The 22,051-nt window shown below is 37.7% G+C and carries 22 protein-coding genes and 2 riboswitches; of the genes, 13 read left to right on the plus strand and 9 right to left on the minus strand.

Features of this window, described 5'->3' with window-relative positions; genetic code table 11:
• Positions 1 to 131: 131 nt before the first annotated feature.
• Both mnmL and mnmM read left to right on the plus strand, forming a co-directional pair.
• On the plus strand, positions 132 to 1,091 hold the full coding sequence (mnmL, locus tag ACM5BR_RS10390; RefSeq protein WP_416827891.1) for a tRNA modification radical SAM protein MnmL/YtqA: 960 nt from the start codon (positions 132 to 134) through the stop codon (positions 1,089 to 1,091).
• Positions 1,088 to 1,663, plus strand: coding sequence for a tRNA 5-(aminomethyl)-2-thiouridylate-methyltransferase MnmM (mnmM, locus tag ACM5BR_RS10395; protein ID WP_416827763.1), 576 nt, complete (start codon positions 1,088 to 1,090; stop codon positions 1,661 to 1,663). The genes mnmL and mnmM overlap by 4 nt, the downstream gene beginning before the upstream one ends.
• Positions 1,664 to 1,718: 55 nt before the next feature.
• On the opposite strand, the gene ACM5BR_RS10400 is transcribed toward mnmM, so the two are convergent.
• Complete coding sequence (locus tag ACM5BR_RS10400) at positions 1,719 to 2,777, minus strand: tetraprenyl-beta-curcumene synthase family protein (RefSeq protein WP_416827764.1); 1,059 nt, start codon at positions 2,775 to 2,777, stop codon at positions 1,719 to 1,721.
• A 13-nt stretch (positions 2,778 to 2,790) separates the two neighbouring features.
• On the minus strand, positions 2,791 to 3,573 hold the full coding sequence (locus tag ACM5BR_RS10405; RefSeq protein ID WP_416827765.1) for an alpha/beta hydrolase: 783 nt from the start codon (positions 3,571 to 3,573) through the stop codon (positions 2,791 to 2,793).
• A gap of 68 nt (positions 3,574 to 3,641) precedes the next feature.
• On the opposite strand from ACM5BR_RS10405, the gene ACM5BR_RS10410 reads away from it, so the two are divergent.
• From ACM5BR_RS10410 to ACM5BR_RS10425, 4 genes are all read left to right on the plus strand, one after another.
• Positions 3,642 to 4,160: a gamma carbonic anhydrase gene (locus ACM5BR_RS10410; protein ID WP_416827766.1), complete on the plus strand. Its 519-nt coding sequence runs from the start codon at positions 3,642 to 3,644 to the stop codon at positions 4,158 to 4,160.
• A 135-nt stretch (positions 4,161 to 4,295) separates the two neighbouring features.
• The gene (locus ACM5BR_RS10415; protein WP_416827892.1) at positions 4,296 to 4,832 is read left to right on the plus strand and encodes a phosphatase PAP2 family protein; all 537 of its coding nucleotides are present in this window, start codon (positions 4,296 to 4,298) and stop codon (positions 4,830 to 4,832) included.
• 17 nt (positions 4,833 to 4,849) lie between these two features.
• The gene (locus ACM5BR_RS10420; protein WP_416827767.1) at positions 4,850 to 5,992 is read left to right on the plus strand and encodes a glycosyltransferase family 4 protein; all 1,143 of its coding nucleotides are present in this window, start codon (positions 4,850 to 4,852) and stop codon (positions 5,990 to 5,992) included.
• Positions 5,993 to 6,318: 326 nt separating this feature from the next.
• Positions 6,319 to 7,848: an MDR family MFS transporter gene (locus tag ACM5BR_RS10425; protein WP_416827768.1), complete on the plus strand. Its 1,530-nt coding sequence runs from the start codon at positions 6,319 to 6,321 to the stop codon at positions 7,846 to 7,848.
• 126 nt (positions 7,849 to 7,974) lie between these two features.
• Here the strand turns inward: ACM5BR_RS10425 and metK are convergent, their stop codons facing one another.
• Positions 7,975 to 9,174, minus strand: coding sequence for a methionine adenosyltransferase (metK, locus tag ACM5BR_RS10430; RefSeq protein WP_416827769.1), 1,200 nt, complete (start codon positions 9,172 to 9,174; stop codon positions 7,975 to 7,977).
• Between the two features lie 136 nt (positions 9,175 to 9,310).
• A riboswitch (SAM riboswitch) is annotated at positions 9,311 to 9,423 on the minus strand.
• 211 nt (positions 9,424 to 9,634) lie between these two features.
• Between metK and pckA the strand changes: the two genes are divergently transcribed.
• On the plus strand, positions 9,635 to 11,218 hold the full coding sequence (gene pckA / locus ACM5BR_RS10435; RefSeq protein ID WP_416827770.1) for a phosphoenolpyruvate carboxykinase (ATP): 1,584 nt from the start codon (positions 9,635 to 9,637) through the stop codon (positions 11,216 to 11,218).
• A 145-nt stretch (positions 11,219 to 11,363) separates the two neighbouring features.
• On the opposite strand, the gene ACM5BR_RS10440 is transcribed toward pckA, so the two are convergent.
• Positions 11,364 to 11,516 carry an anti-repressor SinI family protein gene (locus ACM5BR_RS10440; protein WP_416827771.1) on the minus strand — a complete coding sequence of 51 codons (153 nt, stop codon included), beginning with the start codon at positions 11,514 to 11,516 and terminating at the stop codon, positions 11,364 to 11,366.
• A gap of 14 nt (positions 11,517 to 11,530) precedes the next feature.
• Positions 11,531 to 11,615: riboswitch (cyclic di-GMP riboswitch) on the minus strand.
• A gap of 232 nt (positions 11,616 to 11,847) precedes the next feature.
• Here ACM5BR_RS10440 and ACM5BR_RS10445 point away from each other — a divergent pair.
• From ACM5BR_RS10445 to ACM5BR_RS10455, 3 genes are read left to right on the plus strand one after another with little or no spacing between them, the layout of a single operon-like run.
• Entirely contained in the window at positions 11,848 to 12,840 is a 993-nt protein-coding gene (locus ACM5BR_RS10445) for an ABC transporter substrate-binding protein (protein WP_416827772.1), read from the plus strand.
• A gap of 12 nt (positions 12,841 to 12,852) precedes the next feature.
• On the plus strand, positions 12,853 to 13,620 hold the full coding sequence (locus tag ACM5BR_RS10450; RefSeq protein WP_416827773.1) for an ABC transporter ATP-binding protein: 768 nt from the start codon (positions 12,853 to 12,855) through the stop codon (positions 13,618 to 13,620).
• Positions 13,610 to 14,419: an ABC transporter permease gene (locus ACM5BR_RS10455; RefSeq protein ID WP_416827774.1), complete on the plus strand. Its 810-nt coding sequence runs from the start codon at positions 13,610 to 13,612 to the stop codon at positions 14,417 to 14,419. Before ACM5BR_RS10450 ends, ACM5BR_RS10455 begins: the two co-directional genes overlap by 11 nt.
• 72 nt (positions 14,420 to 14,491) lie before the next feature.
• On the opposite strand, the gene ytkD is transcribed toward ACM5BR_RS10455, so the two are convergent.
• Together ytkD and ACM5BR_RS10465 are read right to left on the minus strand one after the other, a co-directional pair.
• Positions 14,492 to 14,968 (minus strand): RNA deprotection pyrophosphohydrolase, encoded by a 477-nt coding sequence (gene ytkD, locus ACM5BR_RS10460; protein WP_416827775.1) that lies wholly within the window; start codon positions 14,966 to 14,968, stop codon positions 14,492 to 14,494.
• Positions 14,969 to 15,335: 367 nt separating this feature from the next.
• Entirely contained in the window at positions 15,336 to 15,809 is a 474-nt protein-coding gene (locus ACM5BR_RS10465; RefSeq protein ID WP_416827776.1) for an S-ribosylhomocysteine lyase, read from the minus strand.
• A gap of 147 nt (positions 15,810 to 15,956) precedes the next feature.
• On the opposite strand from ACM5BR_RS10465, the gene yidD reads away from it, so the two are divergent.
• The gene (yidD, locus tag ACM5BR_RS10470; protein WP_416827777.1) at positions 15,957 to 16,193 is read left to right on the plus strand and encodes a membrane protein insertion efficiency factor YidD; all 237 of its coding nucleotides are present in this window, start codon (positions 15,957 to 15,959) and stop codon (positions 16,191 to 16,193) included.
• Here the strand turns inward: yidD and ACM5BR_RS10475 are convergent.
• Positions 16,187 to 16,753 carry a beta-class carbonic anhydrase gene (locus tag ACM5BR_RS10475; RefSeq protein ID WP_416827778.1) on the minus strand — a complete coding sequence of 189 codons (567 nt, stop codon included), beginning with the start codon at positions 16,751 to 16,753 and terminating at the stop codon, positions 16,187 to 16,189. The genes yidD and ACM5BR_RS10475 overlap by 7 nt on opposite strands.
• 256 nt (positions 16,754 to 17,009) lie before the next feature.
• Here ACM5BR_RS10475 and ACM5BR_RS10480 point away from each other — a divergent pair, with 256 nt between their 5' ends.
• Both ACM5BR_RS10480 and cydB read left to right on the plus strand, forming a co-directional pair.
• On the plus strand, positions 17,010 to 18,353 hold the full coding sequence (locus ACM5BR_RS10480) for a cytochrome ubiquinol oxidase subunit I (protein ID WP_416827779.1): 1,344 nt from the start codon (positions 17,010 to 17,012) through the stop codon (positions 18,351 to 18,353).
• Positions 18,343 to 19,371 (plus strand): cytochrome d ubiquinol oxidase subunit II, encoded by a 1,029-nt coding sequence (gene cydB, locus ACM5BR_RS10485; protein WP_416827780.1) that lies wholly within the window; start codon positions 18,343 to 18,345, stop codon positions 19,369 to 19,371. Before ACM5BR_RS10480 ends, cydB begins: the two co-directional genes overlap by 11 nt.
• Positions 19,372 to 19,452: 81 nt before the next feature.
• Here the strand turns inward: cydB and menC are convergent, their stop codons facing one another.
• Together menC and ACM5BR_RS10495 are read right to left on the minus strand one after the other, a co-directional pair.
• A complete protein-coding gene (gene menC / locus ACM5BR_RS10490; RefSeq protein ID WP_416827781.1) occupies positions 19,453 to 20,553 on the minus strand; it encodes an o-succinylbenzoate synthase in 1,101 nt (366 codons plus the stop codon).
• On the minus strand, positions 20,550 to 21,998 hold the full coding sequence (locus ACM5BR_RS10495; protein ID WP_416827782.1) for an o-succinylbenzoate--CoA ligase: 1,449 nt from the start codon (positions 21,996 to 21,998) through the stop codon (positions 20,550 to 20,552). Before ACM5BR_RS10495 ends, menC begins: the two co-directional genes overlap by 4 nt.
• Positions 21,999 to 22,051: the final 53 nt, after the last annotated feature.

Raw genomic sequence — 22,051 nt, forward strand, 5'->3', positions numbered from 1 at the left:
CACTTCCGTTACTAAAACCTCAGGAAATAGAAGTTTCACCTTATTGTGTCCTGATTCAGGCAATGATATGAGGAAGTATGTTATAATGATGGTTGTTTTTCTAAGTAGTAGTCACTCTTTATTTGGAGGAAATATACATGGAAAATCCATTTCTATATAGCAATGATAACAAACGGTATCACACATGGAATTACCATCTCCGAAAGCAATTTGGAGAAAAAGTATACAAGGTTTCTTTAGATGCTGGATTTGATTGTCCAAATCGGGATGGTACGGTTGCATTTGGTGGCTGTACCTTTTGCAGTGCAGCTGGATCCGGCGACTTTGCAGGGAACCGCGCAGAAGATGTTGTTTCACAATTTTACAAAGTAAAGGAAAAAATGAATGAAAAGTGGAAAAACGGAAAATGCATGGCCTATTTTCAAGCCTTTACCAATACGCATGCACCAGTTGAAGTGTTAAAGCAAACCTTTGAACCTGTTTTAGAACTACCGGGAGTTGTGGGCATTTCCATCGCGACGCGTCCAGACTGCTTACCAGATGATGTCGTTTCCTATCTGGCTGATCTTAATAAACGTACGTATCTCTGGGTGGAACTTGGCTTACAAACCGTTCATGAACGAACTGCTCTTCTTATCAACCGAGCGCATGATTATAAAACGTACGTAGAAGGAGTCGAAAAACTTCGTAAACATAATATTCGCGTATGCTCGCACATAATTAATGGTTTACCGCTTGAAACGTACGATATGATGATGGAAACGGCCAAAGAAGTAGCCAAACTTGATATTCAAGGAATTAAAATCCATTTACTCCATCTCCTCAAAGGGACACCAATGGTGAAACAGTACGAAAAGGGACAATTACAATTTCTATCCCAAGAAGATTACGTAAATCTCGTAGTGGATCAGCTTGAAATAATCCCTCCCGAGGTGATTGTGCATCGTATTACAGGAGATGGTCCTCCTGATTTAATGATAGGACCAATGTGGAGCTTAAAAAAGTGGGAAGTACTGAATGCCATTGACGCAGAATTTGTTAGACGGAACAGTTGGCAAGGAAAATGTAGTGATAAGGAGATAGATGAATGAAGCTAGAAGGAATATTGCCATTTGCCAGAACGCTACTGAAGGCTGCCGTTTCTCAAGGAGATATTTGCGTAGATGCCACTATGGGCAATGGTCACGATACATGCATGCTAGCTGAACTCGTAGGAGAATCTGGAACGGTATATGCATTCGATATTCAGGAGCAAGCATTGGAACATACAAAAGCTCTCTTAGATGAAAAACATTTGGAACATCGCGCTGTGCTCATTCATGATAGTCATGGAAATCTCGCTCGCCATCTACCAGAACATACGCATGGTAATATAACCGGAGCTATTTTCAACCTAGGATATTTGCCTGGGGGAGATAAAAGCATTGTAACAAAACCAGAATCTACGATTGCTGCTATTACACAGCTCCTTGCTGTTATGGCGGCTGAAGGAATCATTGTCCTTGTTATTTATCATGGGCATCCGGAAGGAAAAGTGGAGCGTGATTCTATTCTTTCTTTCGTAAACGGGCTCGATCAAAAACAAGCTCATGTGCTACGTTACGAATTTGTTAATCAACAAAATGACCCTCCATTTATTATTGCGATAGAAAAGAGAAAATGAAAAATGCCCATCTACTAATAGTCTTTAGTGGATGGGCATTTTTTTGGATGCTTTATTATTGCGCTCTGTTTCGATACATTTTGCCATTTAAATAGAAAAAGTACGAGGTTAAACCTCCATACTTGACAATTTTCTTTGCCATTTTTCTTATCTCTTTTTGTTCATTTACCTTTTGATCTGACATATAGACACCAAGGAGGCCATAATTAAGTAGCTGATGAAACTTTGCATCTGGCAAAGTACGTACGTGTTGATTACTTTCCTGTACAAAATGCTGAAGACGTCTTAAAGTTTGTTCCTTATTTTCATAATAGCTACAAAAATTTAAGTCTCCACCCAGACGATCTTCCTCTTGATCAATAAAATAATCCAATAAAATGTGCAAGCCTTGTACGTAAGGAAAATATCCTTGCCTTATTTTCATAATCGTTTCTTCACTTAGCTCCTCATGAAAGGAATAGGAAACAAGACAAAAGATTCCAAGCGTACTACCCGCACATGCGGAGAATTCAAACCATTCCATCGCAGGTAGTTTGTTTTCGTAAGAATGAAACCAGTTTTGTAGACGACTTTCTCGTTCCTCTACCTTCACATGCTTATGTACTTGCAGATCACAATAATAGCCTGCAAGCTCATGAAGGATTGGAGCAATTTTCGCATAATGATGCGACTTTTGTAAGATCGTTTGACACGTTTCTACGAGTTCGTGTAAATAGCCACCATCCTCTTGATCCTCTCGGTAGCGATAGTAATTAATAGGAGCTCTGCCAGGCGTAAGTGCATGTAGCATTGATTCATGCAGCGCTTCAAAGTCTAGCGGATCCATAGAGGTACTTCTGTCACATAAATTATCAAGATAATCACTTATGGTTTGATAGGCAACAACAAAAGAGATACATTCTTTTCGGTATTCTCTTGCTAGCAGCGCTAGTATTGCACCACCTTCGCAATGAAATGTTTTCGCTTCTATGCTGGCGAGTGCTTGCTTCCTTAGCTCACCATTTGGAATTTCGTTTGCTCTTTTTGTCCAGTAGGCAAGTTCCTCATGTACATATGGCATAACCCCTTTATACACCTTTGCCATTAAAGTGATTGGATTCTTCGGCACATTCATTTACTTTCCACCTCTATTTACCCATATGAGCTTGTGTAAAATGGTATGCGTACGTAAATACTTCATCTTTCTCGTATTCATTAAACAGCTCATGATAGCAATTTTCCCACTCTTTATATGCTTTATCATCAATCTTTAATTCATCAAACCAAGTTCGAACCATTGTTTTATCTACAATTTTATCTTCACACGCCTGCATCAACAGGAGCGGTACATTAGGAAATTCATCTCGTTTATCGGTAGCTTCCTTGATTCCTCTTTGAAGTTCACTATACCATCTTACAGAAACTTTTCGTAAATATAAGGAATCGTTCTCCATGGCATCACGAATCTCCTTGTTTCTCGTTGCCATCTCAACAGTAAGATTCGATGAAACAAGCAGACTTGGATATACCCAATTCATCACCTTTGATATAGCTCTCAAATAAGAAGGGGGCTTAGATAGGATACCAAGACATGGCGAGCTTAAAATAACACCATTTACATCTAGTTTAAATTCTTGCATCATACGAATGGCAATCAATCCGCCCATACTATGCCCCAAAAGAAAAAGTGGTAACTGATAGGATTTCGCTTCTTTTACCCATTTTGATGCTTCCGTTATATAATCATCAAAACTGTTAATATGTCCTCGTGATCTGGAGGTAGTTCCATGACCTGGTAAATCTCCTAATACGACATGAAATCCAAGCTCTTTCCACATGTCAGCGAGCGGCCGATAACGATCATGATGCTCCATTGCACCATGTATCATAACCATAACTGCCTTCGGTTCTTCCGCTTCCCATTTCCACATGAATACTCCCCCTTTGTACTTCTATATGCTACACTATGAATAATTGAAAAGAAAGGTGGTTTTCCGTCTTGATCTATCCGTTTCATGACAAAACCCCGAACATTTCCACAAGCGCTTTCATCGCTGATTATGTTACGATAACAGGCGATGTAACTATCGGGGAAGAAGCAAGCATTTGGTTTAATACCGTGATTCGCGGTGATGTTTCGCCAACTATTATCGGCAATCGGGTAAATGTACAGGATCAATGTACACTTCATCAAAGTCCAAAATACCCACTTATATTGGAAGATGATGTAACTGTCGGACACCAAGTCATTCTACATAGCTGTACGATACGAAAAAATGCGCTAGTTGGAATGGGGTCTATCATTCTTGATGGAGCTGAAATTGGCGAGGGATCCTTTATTGGGGCCGGTAGCCTTGTTCCTCAAGGAAAAATCATTCCACCAAACTCGCTCGCATTTGGACGTCCTGCTAAAGTCATTCGTGAATTGACAGAGGAAGACAAACAGGATATGGCACGCGTCCGCCGTGAATATGTAGAAAAAGGCCAATTTTATAAAGGACTACAAAACAGCAAGTAAAGCCTTCGCTTTGCTTGCTGTTTTTTTACATATCTTAGGATGGGATTTACATTTTCTTATTACTTACTCAATATATTTTTATTAAAATGATAAAGCAGTTCCAAATATTTTTTAGTAGGGAGGTGCTGCTGGGTGATGTCAAAATCAATCAGCGCCTTATATGAAATAGAATGTCACATTTTTAAGAGAATTAATCGGTATTTTGAAAGAAAAGCACTGAATATGTATTTCCGCACGATAACTCATATGGGCGGAGCTACCTTTCTAATTACTGCCGTTATCGTTCTCCTTCTATTTTCTAAAGGATCCTTACGACAGGCTGTTATTACAAGTGCTATTTCTCTTACGATTAGCCACATTCCCGTCCAACTTTTAAAAAAGCTATATCCAAGAAAAAGGCCATATTTAATGGTAGATGGTACGAAATATCCCATTAATCCTTTAAAGGATCATTCCTTTCCTTCTGGACACACAACTGCAATTTTTTCTGTTGTCGTACCTTTACTATTATATATGCCCGTACTCACAATCATTCTCGCTCCAATTGCACTTAGCGTAGGTATTTCACGAATATATCTTGGCCTTCATTATCCTTCAGATGTTCTTGCAGGCTTATGCCTTGGAACGCTTACTGGTATCATCTCTTATTATCAATTTTCATTACTTTTTTGAAGATGGAGGGTTTATGGATGAAAATTGCAATTTTTACGGATACATTTACGCCTCAAGTAAATGGAGTAGCGAAAACGTTAGATCGATTTACAAAGTATTTGGAACGCCAAGGTATTGAATATTATGTTTTTGCTCCGCAAAATACAACTGAAGAAAACGTCATGATAAATGTAAAAAAAATTAAAAGTATCCCATTAGCAATTTATCCTGAATGCCGAATAGCGATTCCAAATCCTGGTTATTTAAAAAAGGAATTGCTTGAATTTCAGCCAGACATCATTCATGTAGCTACACCTTTCAATATGGGACTATTCGGTATGTACTATGCAAAAAAATTAAACATACCTTTAGTAGGATCGTATCATACTGATTTCGATGCGTACTTACAGTATTACAAAATGGAATTTCTATCTACTATGCTATGGAATTATTTACGTTGGTTTCATAGTTCCCTTCAAAAAACATTCGTTCCTTCCTACGAAACATTAAAGCAATTGAAAAAGAAAGGATTTCGTGATCTTCATATTTGGAGTCGCGGAGTTGATTGTCATTTATTTCATCCAAACTATCCACAACAAAGTATTCGTGAAACTTATCATATTACAGCACCGTATATTCTCTCTTATGTAGGACGAATCGCTCCAGAAAAAGACATCGATACATTGCGCAAAATTATAAAGGACGTAAATAAGAAACGCGACAAGCAAGTACACTGGCTGATTGTAGGAGACGGTCCTCTTGCCCCAGAATTAAAAGAAGAATTTAAAGACAATATAACATTTACTGGCTATTTGAAAGGAGATCAATTAGCACAGGTTTATGCTTCTTCAGACGTAATGGTATTTCCATCACCTACTGAAACATTTGGCAATGTGGTATTGGAATCTCTTGCTTGCGGAACACCGGTTGTTGGAGCAAATGCTGGTGGTGTGAAAAACATTATTTCTCCTAATAAAACCGGCTTCCTATGTACCCCTAAAGAAGTAGATGAATTCTTAGTGTCTATTCTTTCTTTATTAGATGATGAATCCAAACGAAAGAACATGAGTATTGCAGCTAGAGAATATGCACTTACACAAAGCTGGGATAGCATATTTGAAAATCTCCTTGGACACTATGAAGATACGATTCGTGTTCCTGTTGCAGAGCTATTAGCATAATTTCTCTAAATAAAAATCGTTTTGATAAAGTGAAACTTCCATCAGTGGGGTTTTTTCATCCCCCACTGATGGTTAGTTGAACCAATCGGACTTTTACGAGCAGTTGACCCCCACCTATCTTCCTTGCTTCTCTCTGAATCTTAAGGTGGGGGTCTTACTGCTCGTTAAAGCGGGATAAAAAAGACCGTTTTGCAGAGTAGTGCAAGATTTATCACTCTGCTTACCGGTCTTTTTTCTTTCCATCCTTCTGGCTTGAATAATAAGGGATATGTCGATAAAATAATAGTCTTATTAGACTATTATTTTAATGAAGAGGAGACAAAAACATGGTGTCAAAGGAAAGTAATCTTCGATTCGTTGTTGCTGGTTTATTATTAGGTATTTTAATGGCAGCAATGGATAACACGATTGTAGCGACTGCAATTGGTACCATCGTATCTGATTTAGGCGGTCTGGATCAATTCGTATGGGTTACCTCAGCATATATGGTTACCGTTATGGCTGGTATGCCTATTTTCGGGAAATTATCAGATATGTATGGTCGTAAACGTTTTTTCGTATTTGGAATTCTTCTATTTTTAATAGGATCTGCGCTTTGCGGTACGGCACAAAGTATGACTCAGCTTAGTATTTATCGTGCCATACAAGGGGTTGGTGGCGGTGCCCTGCTACCAATTGCATTTACGATCGTCTTTGATATCTTCCCTGTTGAACAACGTGGTAAGATGACCGGATTATTAGGTGCTGTATTCGGTTCTGCTAGTGTATTTGGCCCTTTGCTAGGTGCATACATTACAGAACACCTTAGCTGGCATTGGATTTTCTACATTAATGTACCAATCGGGGCACTTTCCCTATTCTTTATCTTACGTGCATACAAAGAATCAAATCCTCCTAAGGAACAAAAAATTGACTGGTGGGGTGCAGCTACTCTCGTTTTATCGGTGGTTAGCTTAATGTTCGCATTAGAACTTGGCGGAAATAAATATGCATGGAACTCTACTCAAATCATATCTCTATTCGTATCGTTCGGCCTTTTCTTTATCATTTTTCTTATCGTTGAAACAAAAGTGAAAGATCCGATTATTTCATTTTGGATGTTTAAACGTCGTATATTTGCGATATCACAAATAATTGCGTTTTTATATGGTGCAACCTTTATCATTTTAACCGTATTTATTCCTATCTTTGTTCAAGCCGTCTATGGAGGATCTGCTACAAATGCCGGACTTATCTTAACTCCAATGATGTTAGGATCCGTTGTAGGTAGCGCAATTGCAGGTGCGTTTTTAACGAAAACAAGTTATCGAAACTTAATGCTTCTTTCTGTCGTATTCTTTTTTACGGGAATGTACCTTCTCAGCACATTAACTCCGCTAACAGCACGTACACTTGTCACAATCTATATGATCGTAGCTGGCTTTGGCGTTGGATTTTCATTTTCATTACTTCCAACATCATCTGTTCATAATATTGAACCACACCATCGCGGTTCAGCAAATTCTACGAACTCCTTTTTCCGTTCATTAGGTATGACTCTAGGTGTTACGATTTTCGGATCGATTCAAAGTAATGCATTTACAAACAACTTAAAGGATGCCTTTCAAGGAATGGGTACAAATCCACTTGGTGCGATTGGAGATTCTCGTTCCATTTTTGAAACGAGTATGCGAAGTAAAATTCCTGCTCCGATTTTAGATAAAATTGTGGCAGCCATGTCTTCTTCTATTACGCATGTATTTACACTTGCTTTGATTGCAATTGCTGTTGCCTTCATTGCTATTCTATTTATGGGAAATTCTCGAGTTACCGTTTCAAAGAAACAAACTAACGCCAAAACACAAGGCGCAAAATGAATAAGTGGCAGGGAAAAGCAAAACAAAACGGATTATCTTCAAAGGGAATGGATATTCTATAAAAATGTAAAAAAAAGAGAAACCTCTAAGGGAATGTTCCTTAGAGGTTTCTCTTATATTACTTTATTATAGTCCTGCTTGTTTCTTTAAATCCTCTGCCTTGTCTGTTTGTTCCCAAGGAAGATCAACATCAGTACGACCAAAATGACCGTATGCTGCTGTTTGCTTATAAATTGGACGTCGAAGATCAAGCATCTTAATGATTCCAGCTGGACGAAGATCAAAATTCGCACGAATTAAATCTACTAGAACTTCTTCAGAGACTTTTCCTGTTCCAAATGTATCAACGGAAATGGACACAGGCTGCGCTACACCAATTGCATAGGCAAGCTGAACTTCTGCTTTATCTGCAAGACCGGCAGCGACAATATTTTTTGCCACATAGCGTGCTGCATATGCAGCTGAACGGTCTACTTTTGTAGGATCTTTACCAGAGAATGCACCGCCGCCATGACGTGCGTAGCCACCGTACGTGTCTACAATAATTTTACGTCCTGTTAGACCAGCATCTCCTTGTGGACCGCCAATTACAAATCGGCCTGTCGGGTTGATAAAGTACTTTGTCTTTTCATCAATTAAATAAGCCGGTACAATTGGTTGAATGACATATTGTTTAACATCCTGCTCTATTTGTTCACGGGTAATTTCAGGATGATGTTGGGTTGAAATTACAATCGTATCAATGCGAACAGGCTGATTGTTTTCATCGTATTCTACGGTTACTTGCGTTTTACCATCTGGACGTAAATATGACAGTATATCATCTTTACGAACTTCTGCTAGACGACGAGATAATTTATGTGCAAGAGAAATAGGAAGAGGCATTAATTCTTTTGTTTCATTACAAGCAAAGCCGAACATTAATCCTTGATCACCGGCACCAATTGCTTCAATTTCAGCATCTGTCATAGAGCCTTCGCGAGATTCTAAAGCTTGGTTTACGCCCATTGCAATATCAGGAGATTGTTCATCAATAGAAGTCAGCACAGCGCAAGTTTCTGCATCAAATCCATATTTTGCACGGTTATAACCGATTTCACGAATTGTTTCACGAACAATTTTAGGAATATCTACATAAGTAGAAGTTGTAATCTCTCCTGCAACTAATACTAAACCAGTTGTTACTGATGTTTCACAAGCTACGCGTGCATTTGAATCCTTCTCTAAAATGGCATCTAGAATGCTATCAGATATTTGATCACAAATTTTATCTGGATGTCCTTCAGTTACAGACTCAGATGTAAACAGACGACGCTTTGTTGTCATTAGTAACCCCCCTTTTTTCTATTATTACGGAACTCATCTCTACATGTTACGTGGCATACTTACAATTCCCAGTTTTTAAAAATAAAAAACCTTTCCCCTTGAGGAAAGGTTAAAATTTGCTCATGTTTGCCTTTCACTCTTATCGTTCAAGGCTTAATTAGCCTTGCATCAGGTTTAGCACCTTTTCACTTTGAGAGTGAGGTTGCTGGGCTTCATGGGGCCTGTCCCTCCGCCAACTCAGGATAAGAGAGTATCCGTCCAAATGTATATTATAGTAAAAACAGCTGCTTGTCAATAAATTTTCATATTTGGAGGCAGTATAATCTCATATTTTGTCGAATAACTTAAATTAAGTAAGAAACAAATATTAATAAATAGTATACGTTATTTAAGTTAATATGTTATACTTAATGCAGAATGAGGATCATATTTCATAAATCACATAAAGGATGGTATGTATATGAGTACTGTGAATGTCCACACTGAATTACAAGCACTAATTAACGGAAGCAACGCGCATGTTCAATCAAGCGTTCCTCAATTAGTAGAAAAAGTTTTAATGAAAAAAGAAGGCATTTTAACTTCTGCTGGCGCTGTTTCTGTTGCAACAGGTAAATATACAGGACGATCTCCTAAAGATAAATTTATTGTTAAAGATGCTATTACAGAAAACAAAGTAGATTGGGGTTCAGTTAACCAACCAATTTCACAAGAAATATTCGATAAATTATATGCGAAAGTAATAGAATACTTAAAAAATAAAGATGAAATATTCGTATTCAACGGTTATGCAGGAGCAGATAAAGCTTATCAAATGCCAATCCAAGTTATCAACGAATATGCTTGGCATAATTTATTTGCACAACAATTATTTATTCGTCCAACTGAAGCTGAATTAGAAAATCATGTTTCAGAATTCACAATTGTTTCTGCTCCAAACTTCAAAGCAGATCCAAGCATTGATGGAACAAACTCAGAAACTTTCATCATCGTTTCCTTTGAAAAACGAATCGTTTTAATCGGCGGAACTGAATACGCTGGTGAAATGAAAAAAGGTATCTTCTCCATTATGAACTTCTTACTACCTGAACAAGAAATTTTTTCTATGCACTGCTCTTCAAATGTTGGTGAGGAAGGCGATGTAGCTTTATTCTTCGGTCTTTCTGGAACGGGAAAAACAACATTATCAGCAGATGCAGACCGTAAGCTAATCGGTGATGATGAACATGGTTGGTCTGATAACGGTGTATTTAACATCGAAGGCGGATGCTATGCAAAAGTCGTAAATTTATCTCGTGAGAAAGAACCACAAATATATGATGCAATAACATTTGGTTCTGTTTTAGAAAATGTTATTGTTGACGAACATACTCGTATTCCAGATTACAATGATGTAACTCTAACTGAAAACACTCGTGTAGCTTATCCAATTGAAGCAATAGACAATATTGTTCTTCCTAGTGTAGCAGGACATCCAAATACAATTATTTTCTTAACAGCTGACGCATCTGGTGTACTTCCTCCAATCAGCAAGCTTTCGAAAGAACAAGCTATGTATCATTTCTTAAGTGGTTACACAAGTAAGCTTGCAGGTACTGAACGCGGCGTTACCACTCCTGAAGCAACATTCTCAACATGCTTTGGATCTCCTTTCTTACCACTACCAGCTTCTCGTTACGCTGAAATGCTTGGTGAAAAGATTGAAAAACACAATGCCAAAGTATTCTTAGTTAACACAGGCTGGACCGGTGGTGTTTACGGAGTAGGTAAACGTATGAACCTTAAATACACTCGTGCCATGGTGCAAGCTGCTCTTAACGGCGAATTAGACAATGCAGAAACAGTGAAGGATGGTATTTTTGGTCTTGAAATTCCACTTCATGTACCTGGTGTTCCAGACGAAGTATTAATGCCTGAAAAAACATGGGCTGACAAAGAAGCTTATAAGAAAACAGCTTTGGAACTTGCAGGTAAATTCAAAGAAAACTTCAAGAACTTCTCTAATGTTTCTGAAGACATTATTAAAGCAGGCGGTCCTTACTAATCTAACCTTCTGCATAGAAAGAAAAGGAATGGCCTATAGAGGTCATTCCTTTTCTTTCTATTTATCCTAATAAAAAAAGCAGTCATATGACTGCCATTTTATCTCGGGCACTTGCTTAACCTTCAAATCTTTTTATCGTTATAACCTATTTACTCGTAGACGCAAAACGCAAGAAATTATTTACTTCTTCAAAGCTTAATCCTAAGTTCTTTGCCTCCATAATTAATAATAACCACTCCCTGTCAAGATAGGCTCCGTTCGTCTCTTCTCCAACTTTTCTGGATTGACTCATCAACATTAGCTACCTCCGTAAGCGGCAGCCCAGCCATCATAGTATTCCTACCGTAGATCTGTGACTTTGCGTCCCTATTTTTCAATAGGTTTGCCTTTATCAACTTTTCATAATTTTTGAATTTTTTTGATAGTAAGTTTTACAATTTCATTGTACCATGATTTCTAATACGTAGTCGACTTTTAAATCAAAAATAATTAAAAAAATAATTAAAAAAATAATTGAGAATTTTCCGCTTATCTTTAGAGCATACTATATTATTTTTTTACATAGGCATTCACACAGTTTTGCTTCCATTCATACAGTAAAAGTAGATTCTATATAGGAGGTGCATGCATTGCGGAAGCTTCTACTTGTATTTTTAATCGCAGCTCTAAGTTGTTTTACATTCTCTGCCTGTAATAAAAAAGAAGAAAAAGAAAAGGTGCGTGTTGGAGAGGTAACACACTCATTATTTTATACCCCCTTATACGTAGCCATTAATAAAGGATATTTCCAAGAAGAAGGAATAGATATTGATCTGCAAACAACTGCAGGCGGGGATAAAACAATGACAGCTATTCTTTCTAATGGAATTGACATTGGACTCGTCGGCTCCGAAACTTCTATATACGTATACAGTCAAGGTGCAAAAGATCCTGTTATTAACTTTGCTCAGCTCACACAAACCGACGGAACATTTCTTGTGTCTCGCATTAAAACAGATTCTTTCGATTGGAACGATTTGAAAGGAAAAACGTTTCTCGGTCAACGACAAGGCGGCATGCCGCAAATGGTTGGTGAATATGTACTGAAACGTCATAGTATTGATCCAAAGCAAGATCTTAATCTTATTCAAAATATTGATTTTGCTAATATTGCAAATGCTTTTTCTTCCGGTACAGGTGACTATGTTCAGCTATTTGAACCGACAGCAAGTATATTTGAAAAATCCGGAAAAGGATACATTGTTGCCTCTTTTGGTACTGAATCTGGAAATGTCCCCTATACTTCCTTCATGACTAAGAAAAGTTATTTAACAAACCACAAGTCAACCGTTGAAAGGTTTACAAAAGCAATCTATAAGGCACAACAATGGGTAAATACACATACACCAGAAGAAATTGCCGATGTATTGCAGTCTCAATTTCCTGATACTCCTAAGGATATTATAATAAAGGTTATTCAACGATATCAAAGTCAGCACTCTTATGCAAATAATCCTCTCTTAGATGAAGAAGAATGGAACAATCTCCAAAAAATTATGAAAGAAGCTGGTCAACTACCAAAAGAAGTTGACTACCATGTGTTAGTTGATACCGCAATTGCAGAGAAAGTTATCAAAAAATAGGGGCAATGCACGATGAACTTTCTTTCTATTAAACAGGTATATCATGGATACTTTACTGAACAGCAAGCTAGTCTCGTTCTAGCTAATATAAATATAGAAGCAAATGAGGGAGAATTTATTGCTATTTTAGGGCCAAGTGGATGTGGAAAGACGACACTCCTTTCCGTAATAGCTGGATTGCTACAGCCATTGCAAGGTACAGTTACGATAGAAAATGAGCTCGTTACAAAAACATCATCTAAAATCGGCTACATGCTTCAACAAGATTATTTATTTCCTTGGAAGACCCTTTTTGAAAACGTTGTAACGGGTCTACGAATTACCAAATCATATAATGAAGAAAGCCGTACATTCACCCTTAACCTATTGAAAGAAGTTGGATTACAAGACGTAGAACATTTGTATCCAAGTCAACTCTCAGGCGGAATGCGCCAACGTGCTGCTCTCGTCCGTACGCTAGCAACTCACCCAAAGCTTCTATTATTAGATGAACCATTTTCTGCACTTGATTATCAAACAAAGTTAAAATTAGAAGAGCTCGTCTTTTCCTTACTGAAAAAATTTCAAAAAACGTCGATCCTTGTTACACATGATATTGAAGAAGCAATCGCTATGAGTGACCGTATCTTTCTCCTGAAACCTAAACCCGGTAGAATGGCAAAAGAAATTATTATTCCTGAAGAGATACGAATCCTTTCTCCTCTACAAGCCCGTCAGCATCCTTCCTTTCTCCCGCTCTTTCAAATGATTTGGAAGGAGTTCGAAATCATTGAACAATAATTATGATCTTTCTCACTTACACAACGCTTATAAGAAAAAAGAAAGAATAATCAAATATCGAATCCGATTCATACAATTGCTCATTCTAGCTCTATTCTTTTCCCTATGGGAAGTTGCTAGCAATGCAGCTTGGATTGACCCACTTCTATTTAGTTCTCCATCAAGCATTTTTCACCTTTTTGCTAGTAAATTACAAGACGGGTCCCTTTGGCCTCACATGTCCGTAACCTTGCTTGAAACATGTATAGGATTTATTCTGGGAACACTTCTTGGAGCTATCGTCGCCTCATTACTATGGAGTATTCCTCTTATAGCTAAAATTCTCGATCCATATTTAGTCGTTCTCAATGCTATGCCAAAGGTTGCACTCGGTCCCATTATTATTGTTATATTTGGTCCAAATGTGACTTCTTCTATTGCAATGGGAGTCATTATATCTGTTATTATTACGATCCTTGTTATCTACTCTGCATTTTTAGAGGTAGATAGCAATTATATAAAGCTTCTACAAACATTCGGTGCAACAAAGTGGCAAATCTTTAAGCATGCTATTCTCCCCTCATCCTTCCCTACAATTATTTCCACACTAAAAGTAAACGTTGGTCTTTCTTGGGTTGGAGTCATTTTTGGAGAATTACTAGTCTCAAAGCAAGGTTTAGGTTATCTCATTCTTTACGGCTTTCAAGTTTTTAATTTTACACTCGTACTCTTGAGTGTTCTCCTTACGTGCTTGTTTGCAGCAGCTATGTATGCTCTCGTAGCAATGCTGGAAAAAGCCATTATAAATAAAAACATATAATCCTTTTAAAAAGGACAAAAAAATGGATCGTTACAGAATGCTATTATCAACATTCTAACGATCCATTCATTTTTACATAATTGGAAAACTCTTTTGCACTTGCTCTAAGCTGCGTACTAATACATCATCCCTCATAATAAAACTGTAACGTCTGTCATTTTTAATGAACTTTGGAATTTCATCTAATAGAATGGGTCCATTCGTTTCATCAAGATGCGTATGTTGTACTAGCTTATTAATAATGGCGAAGTATATGTTTTTAATGATAATCTTATCTTTTCCTGACACCTTGTATTGACCAATATAATCGAGATGCGTAACGATTCCACCCGTTTCTTCTAGTACTTCTCTAACGGCAGCTTCTTCAGGAGTTTCACCTTCTTCAACTTTGCCGCCTGGAAATTCATAACCGCGACGTAGGTGCTGAGTCAACAACCATTTGTCGTGATAACGGCAAATTACCCACACATGCTTAGGGGTTTGAGAAAAAGGACAATCATCGAACGATAACTCCACTGTATTTTGGTAGTAATCTTTAAATATATACATGAAAATGCGCTCCTAGTATAACGAATTCTTACTGTGAATTGTAGCATATTCTGTAGAATCTGCCTAATAAAGCGAAAAATTCCTTATGTAGTTGTTTTTCTTTCATCTCCCTGCTGCTATCAAAGGGAGACCTATACATTTAGGGAAAGCTCCTCACCACTTTCACTTTACATGACCTTTCTCAAAGTCTTAAAACTGGGGCTTACCGCCCTTAAATTGTCATCATTCATTTTTGCCTTGAAGCTAGGAAATATGCAGGAATATCCTATAAAAACATGACCTGCATATTTCCTAAACAAAAAAAGAAAGACTATTCTTACGCAATTACAACTGCGCTGAAGATAGTCTTTTTTTATCCATATATTTATTATCCAAATACTTTTTCTAAGTCTTCTTTGTTTTGTGATAGCCAATAATTCATAAGGCGTTTTGCACCTTCTAAGTCGTGAAGCTTCGCTTGCCCACATTGCTTTACATTAGCTGCTGGTACTTCTGTAACCGTAACAGCATCACGCATTGTATTTTCAAGCAAATCAATGATTTCACGAACAGAAGGTGTTCCACTTACGACTAAATAGAATCCTGTTTGACAGCCCATCGGTGAAATATCAATAATGTCAAAATGATTATAGTTTACGACATACTTTCGTAAATTATAAGCTAATAAATGTTCCAGCGTATGAATTACATCTGGCTTCATATTTTCTTTATTTGGCTGGCAAAATCGAATATCAAATTTATTTACAACCCCATCGCTTCCTACTTTATGAACACCACAATGTCTTACATATGGTGCCTTTACAATCGTATGATCTAATTCAAAGCTTTCAACTGATGGCATGTCGTTCTCCCCTTATCTATCCAAAATTTATAATTCCGATATATTTAATATGATATAAAATTTTTCACAAATAGTAAAGAAATTATGCCATTCGAATTTTGAATCCAATTTGTGCTATGATAGTTGTATTCGAAAGGAGCCTGTATTATGAAACATATTCTTATTTCTATTATTCGTTTTTATCAAAAAGCTATTTCGCCATTAACGCCGCCTTCATGCCGCTTTTACCCAACATGTTCACATTATGGCATTGAAGCAATTAAAATTCATGGCGCACTTAAAGGAAGCTGGCTTACGATTAAACGCATATCGAAATGTCATCCGTTTCATCCTGGTGGATTTGATCCCGTTCCAGAGAAAAAACATCATAAACATCATCATTGATGGTTATATCCGTTTATGATAACTTCTAATTCCCCTGTTTTTGGATCAATTACCATTCCATGTACAGGGACGTCGGACACTAATAACGGATGGTTTTGAATCGTTTCTACGCTATGTTTTACGCTATCTTGTACACTAGAGAAGCCGCGAAGAAATCGATTTAAATCAATTCCTGAATAGCGAAGCGTTTCAATCTTATCTTCTGAAATGCCGCGTTCTTTCATCTTTTGAATCGTATTTTGTGCTTGAATACTTGACATACCACAGTCATGATGACCAACAACGCATACTTCAGCAGCACCAAGTTCATAAACTGCAACAAGTATACTACGCATAATACTTCCAAATGGGTGAGAAACAATAGCTCCCGCTACCTTAATAATCTTCACATCCCCATTTCTGAAATTCATTGCTTTCGGAAGTAACTCTACGAGACGTGTATCCATACATGAGATAATAACTAGCTTTTTCTCAGGATACTTATTTGATCTCAAAGTTTCATACTCCTTACTTTCTACAAACCCCTTGTTAAACGTTAAAATATCATCAAGTAATGCCATTCTTTATTCCCCCTTGTTTTTATGTTCCCTTTAATATAAATGAATGTCAACATGAAATATAGTATTGAAATGAAGTGTAACTTCCCTCATTAGAAATTTTACACTAATAAGGAATCACATAAAAATCATTATTCTAAAAAAAAAGACATAATTCCGTCGAATTTTCCACAAAACTTTGTAACAAATCCCACGTTAGTAGACCCCTTTTTCACTATAAAATAAGTATAGATAATAAAAAAGGAGTTGAAGTTAGACGATGGATGTACTCTTATTAAGTCGAATTCAATTTGCAGTTACAATTTTTTATCACTTCTTATTTGTTCCTCTTACTCTTGGTCTTGTAATTCTTGTAGCAATAATGGAAACGCAGCATGCTAGAACTCTTAATCCACTGTATCGAAAGATGGCAGATTTCTGGGGAAAATTATTTACCATTAACTTTGTAATGGGGATTATTACCGGGATTACAATGGAGTTCCAATTCGGTACAAACTGGTCTGAATATTCAAAGTATATGGGTGATATTTTTGGAGGGCCTCTAGCAATTGAAGCTCTTGTTGCCTTCTTCCTTGAATCAACTTTCATGGGCATTTGGATCTTTGGAAAAGATCGTATTTCACCAAAGTTTAGAGCCTTCAGTATGTGGATGGTAGCAATTGGAACTAATATATCTGCAGTTTGGATTATTACGGCAGATGGATTTATGCAACATCCAGTAGGATATGTTGTTCGAAATGGTCGAGCTGAATTAACTGATTTCTGGGCACTAATTTCAAATTCCTATGCTTGGCATATGTTCTTCCATACAGTTGTAAGTGCTTACATCGTTGGTTCTTTCTTTGTAATGGCAATTAGTGCCTATCATTTATTACGTAAACAAAATGTACCATTCTTTATGAAATCTTTTAAATTCGCATTAATTTTTGGACTTATTGCTGCAACAGCAACACCATTAATCGGACATGAATCAGGTATTAATGCTGCTAAAATGCAGCCTGCTAAAGGTGCCGCAATGGAAGCAATTTGGAATACAGGTACAGGACAACCTTTTAATATTATTCAGTTCCCAAATGTTAATAAGGAACAAAATTTTGAAGCACTTAGCATTCCTAAGCTTGGTAGCTTCTTCTATACAAGCTCTTTTAATGGTAAGGTAGTTGGCTTAAAAGATATTCCAAAAGATGAGCGTCCGAACGTTAACTTAGTATTTTATGGCTTCCGCGCAATGGTTGCGCTAGGTGTCTACTTCATGGCACTTACATGGTTTGGATTCTACTTATACCGCAAAGGAAAAATTGAAAATTCAAAACGTTTCTTAAAGCTTACAATCTGGTCAGTATTACTTCCTTATGTAGCTATTAACTTAGGATGGATGGTAACAGAAGTAGGCCGTCAGCCTTGGACCGTATATGGACTTATGAAAACAGCGCAATCTGTTTCACCGATTTCTATGTCTCAAATCATCTTCTCAATCGTAAGCATAATTCTATTCTATACTTTATTACTAATAGCAGATGTGTACTTAATTCTTAAATATGCTAAAAAAGGACCAGAAGCTAACTTAGGTTCTAATGAGGGGGATGTAGATTATGTCTCATGATGTTTTAGCAATTATATGGTTTGGTCTTTGGGGCGTATTATGGACTGTATATTTTGTGTTAGACGGATATGCACTTGGAACAGGGATTTTGTTTCCTTTCATAACAAAGGACCGCAAAGAACGTAATCAATTACAAGAATCAATCGGACCATTCTGGGGTGGCAATGAAGTTTGGCTCATTACAGCTGGTGGTGCTACATTTGCTGCGTTCCCTGTAACCTATGCAAACATGTTTAGCTACTTATATACACCGCTTTTTCTCATACTCTTTGCTCTATTCTTTCGAGCTGCTGGACTTGAATTTATGCATAAAGAAGAATCTCCTAAATGGCAAAGTACATGTAAATGGGCGTTTGCTATCGGAAGTTTTTTAATTGCCCTACTATTTGGTGTAGCCTTTGCTAATCTTTATTACGGACTACTAATTGGTAAGAATGGATATGAAGGCAACTTGCTAAGTCTTCTTCATCCATATGGTTTACTAGGAGGAATCCTATTCGTTTCCATCTTCACTCTTTCCGGTGCGCTTTGGACGATGTTGAAAACAACGGGAGAAGTTGCAGATCGATCCTATAAAATTGCAAAACCAGTATCCATGGTTACAGCAATTCTAGTTGCCATCTTCTATGTTGCAACAGCAAATCAAACAAACTTATTTCAAAATTTTAATCAATACCCAGTGCTTTATTTACTGCCAACACTAGCCATGCTTCTTAGTATCCTTGCAATTTGGACGGTGACAAAACGTAAAATTGGTCTTGCTTTTACTTCTGTTTCGTTGACAATTACTATGTTTATGGCTACAGGCTTTGCAGGTATGTTCCCAAGAATGCTGCCTTCACGTATTGATGATGCATTTAGCACAACACTATACAATGCTGCCGGCAGTCAAATGACCTTACAAATTATGTTCATCGTAGCACTTATTATGGTACCAATCGTTATTGGATACCAAATTTGGAGCTACACGATCTTTAAAGAAAAAATTACGAAAGACTCTGCAAAAGGGTATCATTAATCTCCACATAGTAAAAAAGTCACAGTTCAATTTTGAACTGTGACTTTTTTATTGTCTGCTCTACTTACCTTCCCAACACTCTTACATAAAACAGCGTGTATGCATCGTAATTTGTTCTAAACGCTTATGGTTAATATGATAACCAATCCCTGGCAGCTTCGGTACTGTAACCTTCCCATTTTGAACGGTTACTTGAGGAGTAATAATATCCTCTTCCCAATGACGTGAAGATGCTGAAATATCTCCTGGAATCGTAAAGTTAGGCAAAGTGCTTAGTGCGACATTTTGAGCCCTAGAAATCCCTGTTTCAATCATTCCTCCGCACCAAATCGGAATATTATGCTGCAGGCAGTAATGATGGATATGAATCGCTTCCGTTAATCCGCCGACACGTCCTGCTTTTACGTTAATAATCCGGCAGCTTCCAAGCTGAATAGCTACCCTTGCATCCTCTAAGGTATGAATGCTCTCGTCTAAACAAATGGGCGTTTGTATTTGCTGCTGAAGCTCAGCATGGTCGAGAAAATCATGAGACCCAAGTGGCTGTTCAATCATGAGCAATCCAAATTCATCTAGTCGCTTCAGCTTATCTATATCTTGCAGTGTATAAGCAGAATTTGCATCTACCATTAGCGGAAGCTGCGGAAATTCCTTTCGAATGGTAGAAACAATTTCATAATCGCGGTCTGGCTTAATTTTTACTTTAAATCGTTTATAGCCATCTTTTGCATATTGCTCGATATGGCGGAGCATCACCTGTACTGTATCAAGCCCGATGACAACACCAACTTCAATCTCCTCTTTTGAACCGCCTAACGCCATTGCTAGCGACTGATTGGTCCTCTTTGCATACAAGTCCCATAGAGCTCCCTCTAACCCTGCCTTCGCCATATGATTGCGTTTTACTTTCCACAGCTTACGAACGTCGCTCGGATGAGAAAGAGGGGTATGGAGTATGGCAGGAATTAAATAATCAATTAGCATATGTGAGGAGGTTACAATCGTTTCTTCCGTATACCAAGGCTGTGAGAATGCAACAACCTCTCCCCAGCCGCTTCTTCCCTCTTCATCATGTAATTGGATTAAAATACTTTCTCGCTCCTTATACAACCCGTAACTCGTCTGAAAGGGGGAAACAAGTGGCATTTTCGTATAATAAAGTGTCACACGCTTAATGATCATTGCAATCGCTCCTTCAATTCGCGACGAAGTAACTTATTTGAAGCATTACGCGGAAGTTCTTTTACAAAATAAATACGACTTGGTACTTTGTAGCGAGCAAGACGTTCTTCGCAAAATAAAATCAAATCTTCCTCAGTTATAGCTCCTTCTACCTTTACAAAAGCAATCGGAACCTGCCCCCATTTTTCATCCACTTTTCCGATTACACCAGCCTCCAAAATAAGCGGGTGAGCAAGAAGAACCTCCTCAATTTGTGCAGGATAAATATTTTCCCCTCCAGAAATAATCAAATCATTGCGGCGGTCTAATACATATAAAAAGCCTTCATTATCTAAGTATCCGATATCTCCTGTATGAAACCAGCCATCAATTATACTTTGTTTCGTAGCATCCTCACGGTTCAAATACCCATTCGTTACATTTGGACCTTTTACAACGATTTCTCCCTCTTCATTCTGATGAAGTGTTTTTCCGTCATTCTCAATTCGAAGTTGACAGGGAAATAAAGGTTTTCCTGCTGATCCTACTTTGGAAAGCATATAATCCGCTGTCAGTGTACAAATTTGCGATGAGGTTTCTGTCATGCCGTACGTTTGAAATACAGGAATATGTTTTTGTACACAAGCTTCTAATAACGGCTTTGGTGCCGGACCTCCTCCCAATAATACACAGCGAAGAGTTTCTGGGTAGACTTTATCTCCTAGGGTACGAATCATATCGGTAAGAACCTTTGAAACGACGGAAACAATCGTAACTTCACGATGATTAATTTTCTCGTTGATTTGAACTACGTCCGCTCTTTCTAAGATAATAATACGCATGCCATATATTACATTTTTCATTAATATAGATAACCCGCCAACATGAAAAAATGGCAGACAAGCAAGCCAGCAATCTTTCTCCGTAAGCCCTAAATTTAATGCAGATCCAACTGCACTCCACCAATGGTTTCCATAGGTTAGCTGAACTCCTTTTGGTTTACCAGTCGTGCCGGACGTATAAATAACGGTCATCGTTTCCTCTTCTGCAAATTCTGCTTGGCATCTAGCCTCCTGGGAAGGCAGCGCCAATAATTGTTCGTAGGTGAACGTTTTTGGTATAGGCATTGCAGCAAAAGTATGCTCTTCATCTGCTATGAGCACATTTGCTTTAGCGTCCTTCATTTGCCATATAAGTTCTTCTCGTGATAGACGAGTATTTAATAAAATAGCAACTGCTCCTATGTATGATAGTGCGTGAATTACATATATCATTTCGAGTCTATTTCGCATAAGTACTGCCACATGACTTTGTTTACGAACTCCTGCATAAGAGAGGCGTCCTGCAAGAGCGGTTACATGCTCGTCTAACTCGCGAAAGGTGACCATACTCGTTCCCGCCTCAAGTGCAATCCTCTCCGGTGTTAGAAAAGCACGCTGCTTTAACCAGTTCGGCATCCTATTCATCGTATCTCCTGCTTTCTATAACCGTTTTTATAAGTATTATATACTAACAAAAA

It is taken from the genome of Ectobacillus polymachus, from assembly GCF_048159605.1.
Taxonomy (GTDB): Bacteria; Bacillota; Bacilli; order Bacillales; family Bacillaceae_G; genus Ectobacillus; species Ectobacillus polymachus.

What these genes read in the sequence shown, in the direction of transcription:
- cydB (WP_416827780.1), top strand. Translation starts at nt 18,343, where the DNA reads ATGTCTCATGATGTTTTAGCAATTATATGGTTTGGTCTTTGGGGCGTA.
- menC (WP_416827781.1), bottom strand. Translation starts at nt 20,553, where the DNA reads ATGATCATTAAGCGTGTGACACTTTATTATACGAAAATGCCACTTGTT.
- ACM5BR_RS10420 (WP_416827767.1), top strand. Translation starts at nt 4,850, where the DNA reads ATGAAAATTGCAATTTTTACGGATACATTTACGCCTCAAGTAAATGGA.
- ACM5BR_RS10405 (WP_416827765.1), bottom strand. Translation starts at nt 3,573, where the DNA reads ATGTGGAAATGGGAAGCGGAAGAACCGAAGGCAGTTATGGTTATGATA.
- ytkD (WP_416827775.1), bottom strand. Translation starts at nt 14,968, where the DNA reads ATGTATATATTTAAAGATTACTACCAAAATACAGTGGAGTTATCGTTC.
- ACM5BR_RS10495 (WP_416827782.1), bottom strand. Translation starts at nt 21,998, where the DNA reads ATGAATAGGATGCCGAACTGGTTAAAGCAGCGTGCTTTTCTAACACCG.
- ACM5BR_RS10475 (WP_416827778.1), bottom strand. Translation starts at nt 16,753, where the DNA reads ATGGCATTACTTGATGATATTTTAACGTTTAACAAGGGGTTTGTAGAA.
- ACM5BR_RS10465 (WP_416827776.1), bottom strand. Translation starts at nt 15,809, where the DNA reads ATGCCATCAGTTGAAAGCTTTGAATTAGATCATACGATTGTAAAGGCA.
- ACM5BR_RS10415 (WP_416827892.1), top strand. Translation starts at nt 4,296, where the DNA reads ATGTCAAAATCAATCAGCGCCTTATATGAAATAGAATGTCACATTTTT.
- pckA (WP_416827770.1), top strand. Translation starts at nt 9,635, where the DNA reads ATGAGTACTGTGAATGTCCACACTGAATTACAAGCACTAATTAACGGA.
- metK (WP_416827769.1), bottom strand. Translation starts at nt 9,174, where the DNA reads ATGACAACAAAGCGTCGTCTGTTTACATCTGAGTCTGTAACTGAAGGA.
- ACM5BR_RS10480 (WP_416827779.1), top strand. Translation starts at nt 17,010, where the DNA reads ATGGATGTACTCTTATTAAGTCGAATTCAATTTGCAGTTACAATTTTT.
- yidD (WP_416827777.1), top strand. Translation starts at nt 15,957, where the DNA reads ATGAAACATATTCTTATTTCTATTATTCGTTTTTATCAAAAAGCTATT.
- ACM5BR_RS10425 (WP_416827768.1), top strand. Translation starts at nt 6,319, where the DNA reads ATGGTGTCAAAGGAAAGTAATCTTCGATTCGTTGTTGCTGGTTTATTA.
- ACM5BR_RS10400 (WP_416827764.1), bottom strand. Translation starts at nt 2,777, where the DNA reads ATGAATGTGCCGAAGAATCCAATCACTTTAATGGCAAAGGTGTATAAA.
- ACM5BR_RS10440 (WP_416827771.1), bottom strand. Translation starts at nt 11,516, where the DNA reads ATGTTGATGAGTCAATCCAGAAAAGTTGGAGAAGAGACGAACGGAGCC.
- ACM5BR_RS10450 (WP_416827773.1), top strand. Translation starts at nt 12,853, where the DNA reads ATGAACTTTCTTTCTATTAAACAGGTATATCATGGATACTTTACTGAA.
- mnmM (WP_416827763.1), top strand. Translation starts at nt 1,088, where the DNA reads ATGAAGCTAGAAGGAATATTGCCATTTGCCAGAACGCTACTGAAGGCT.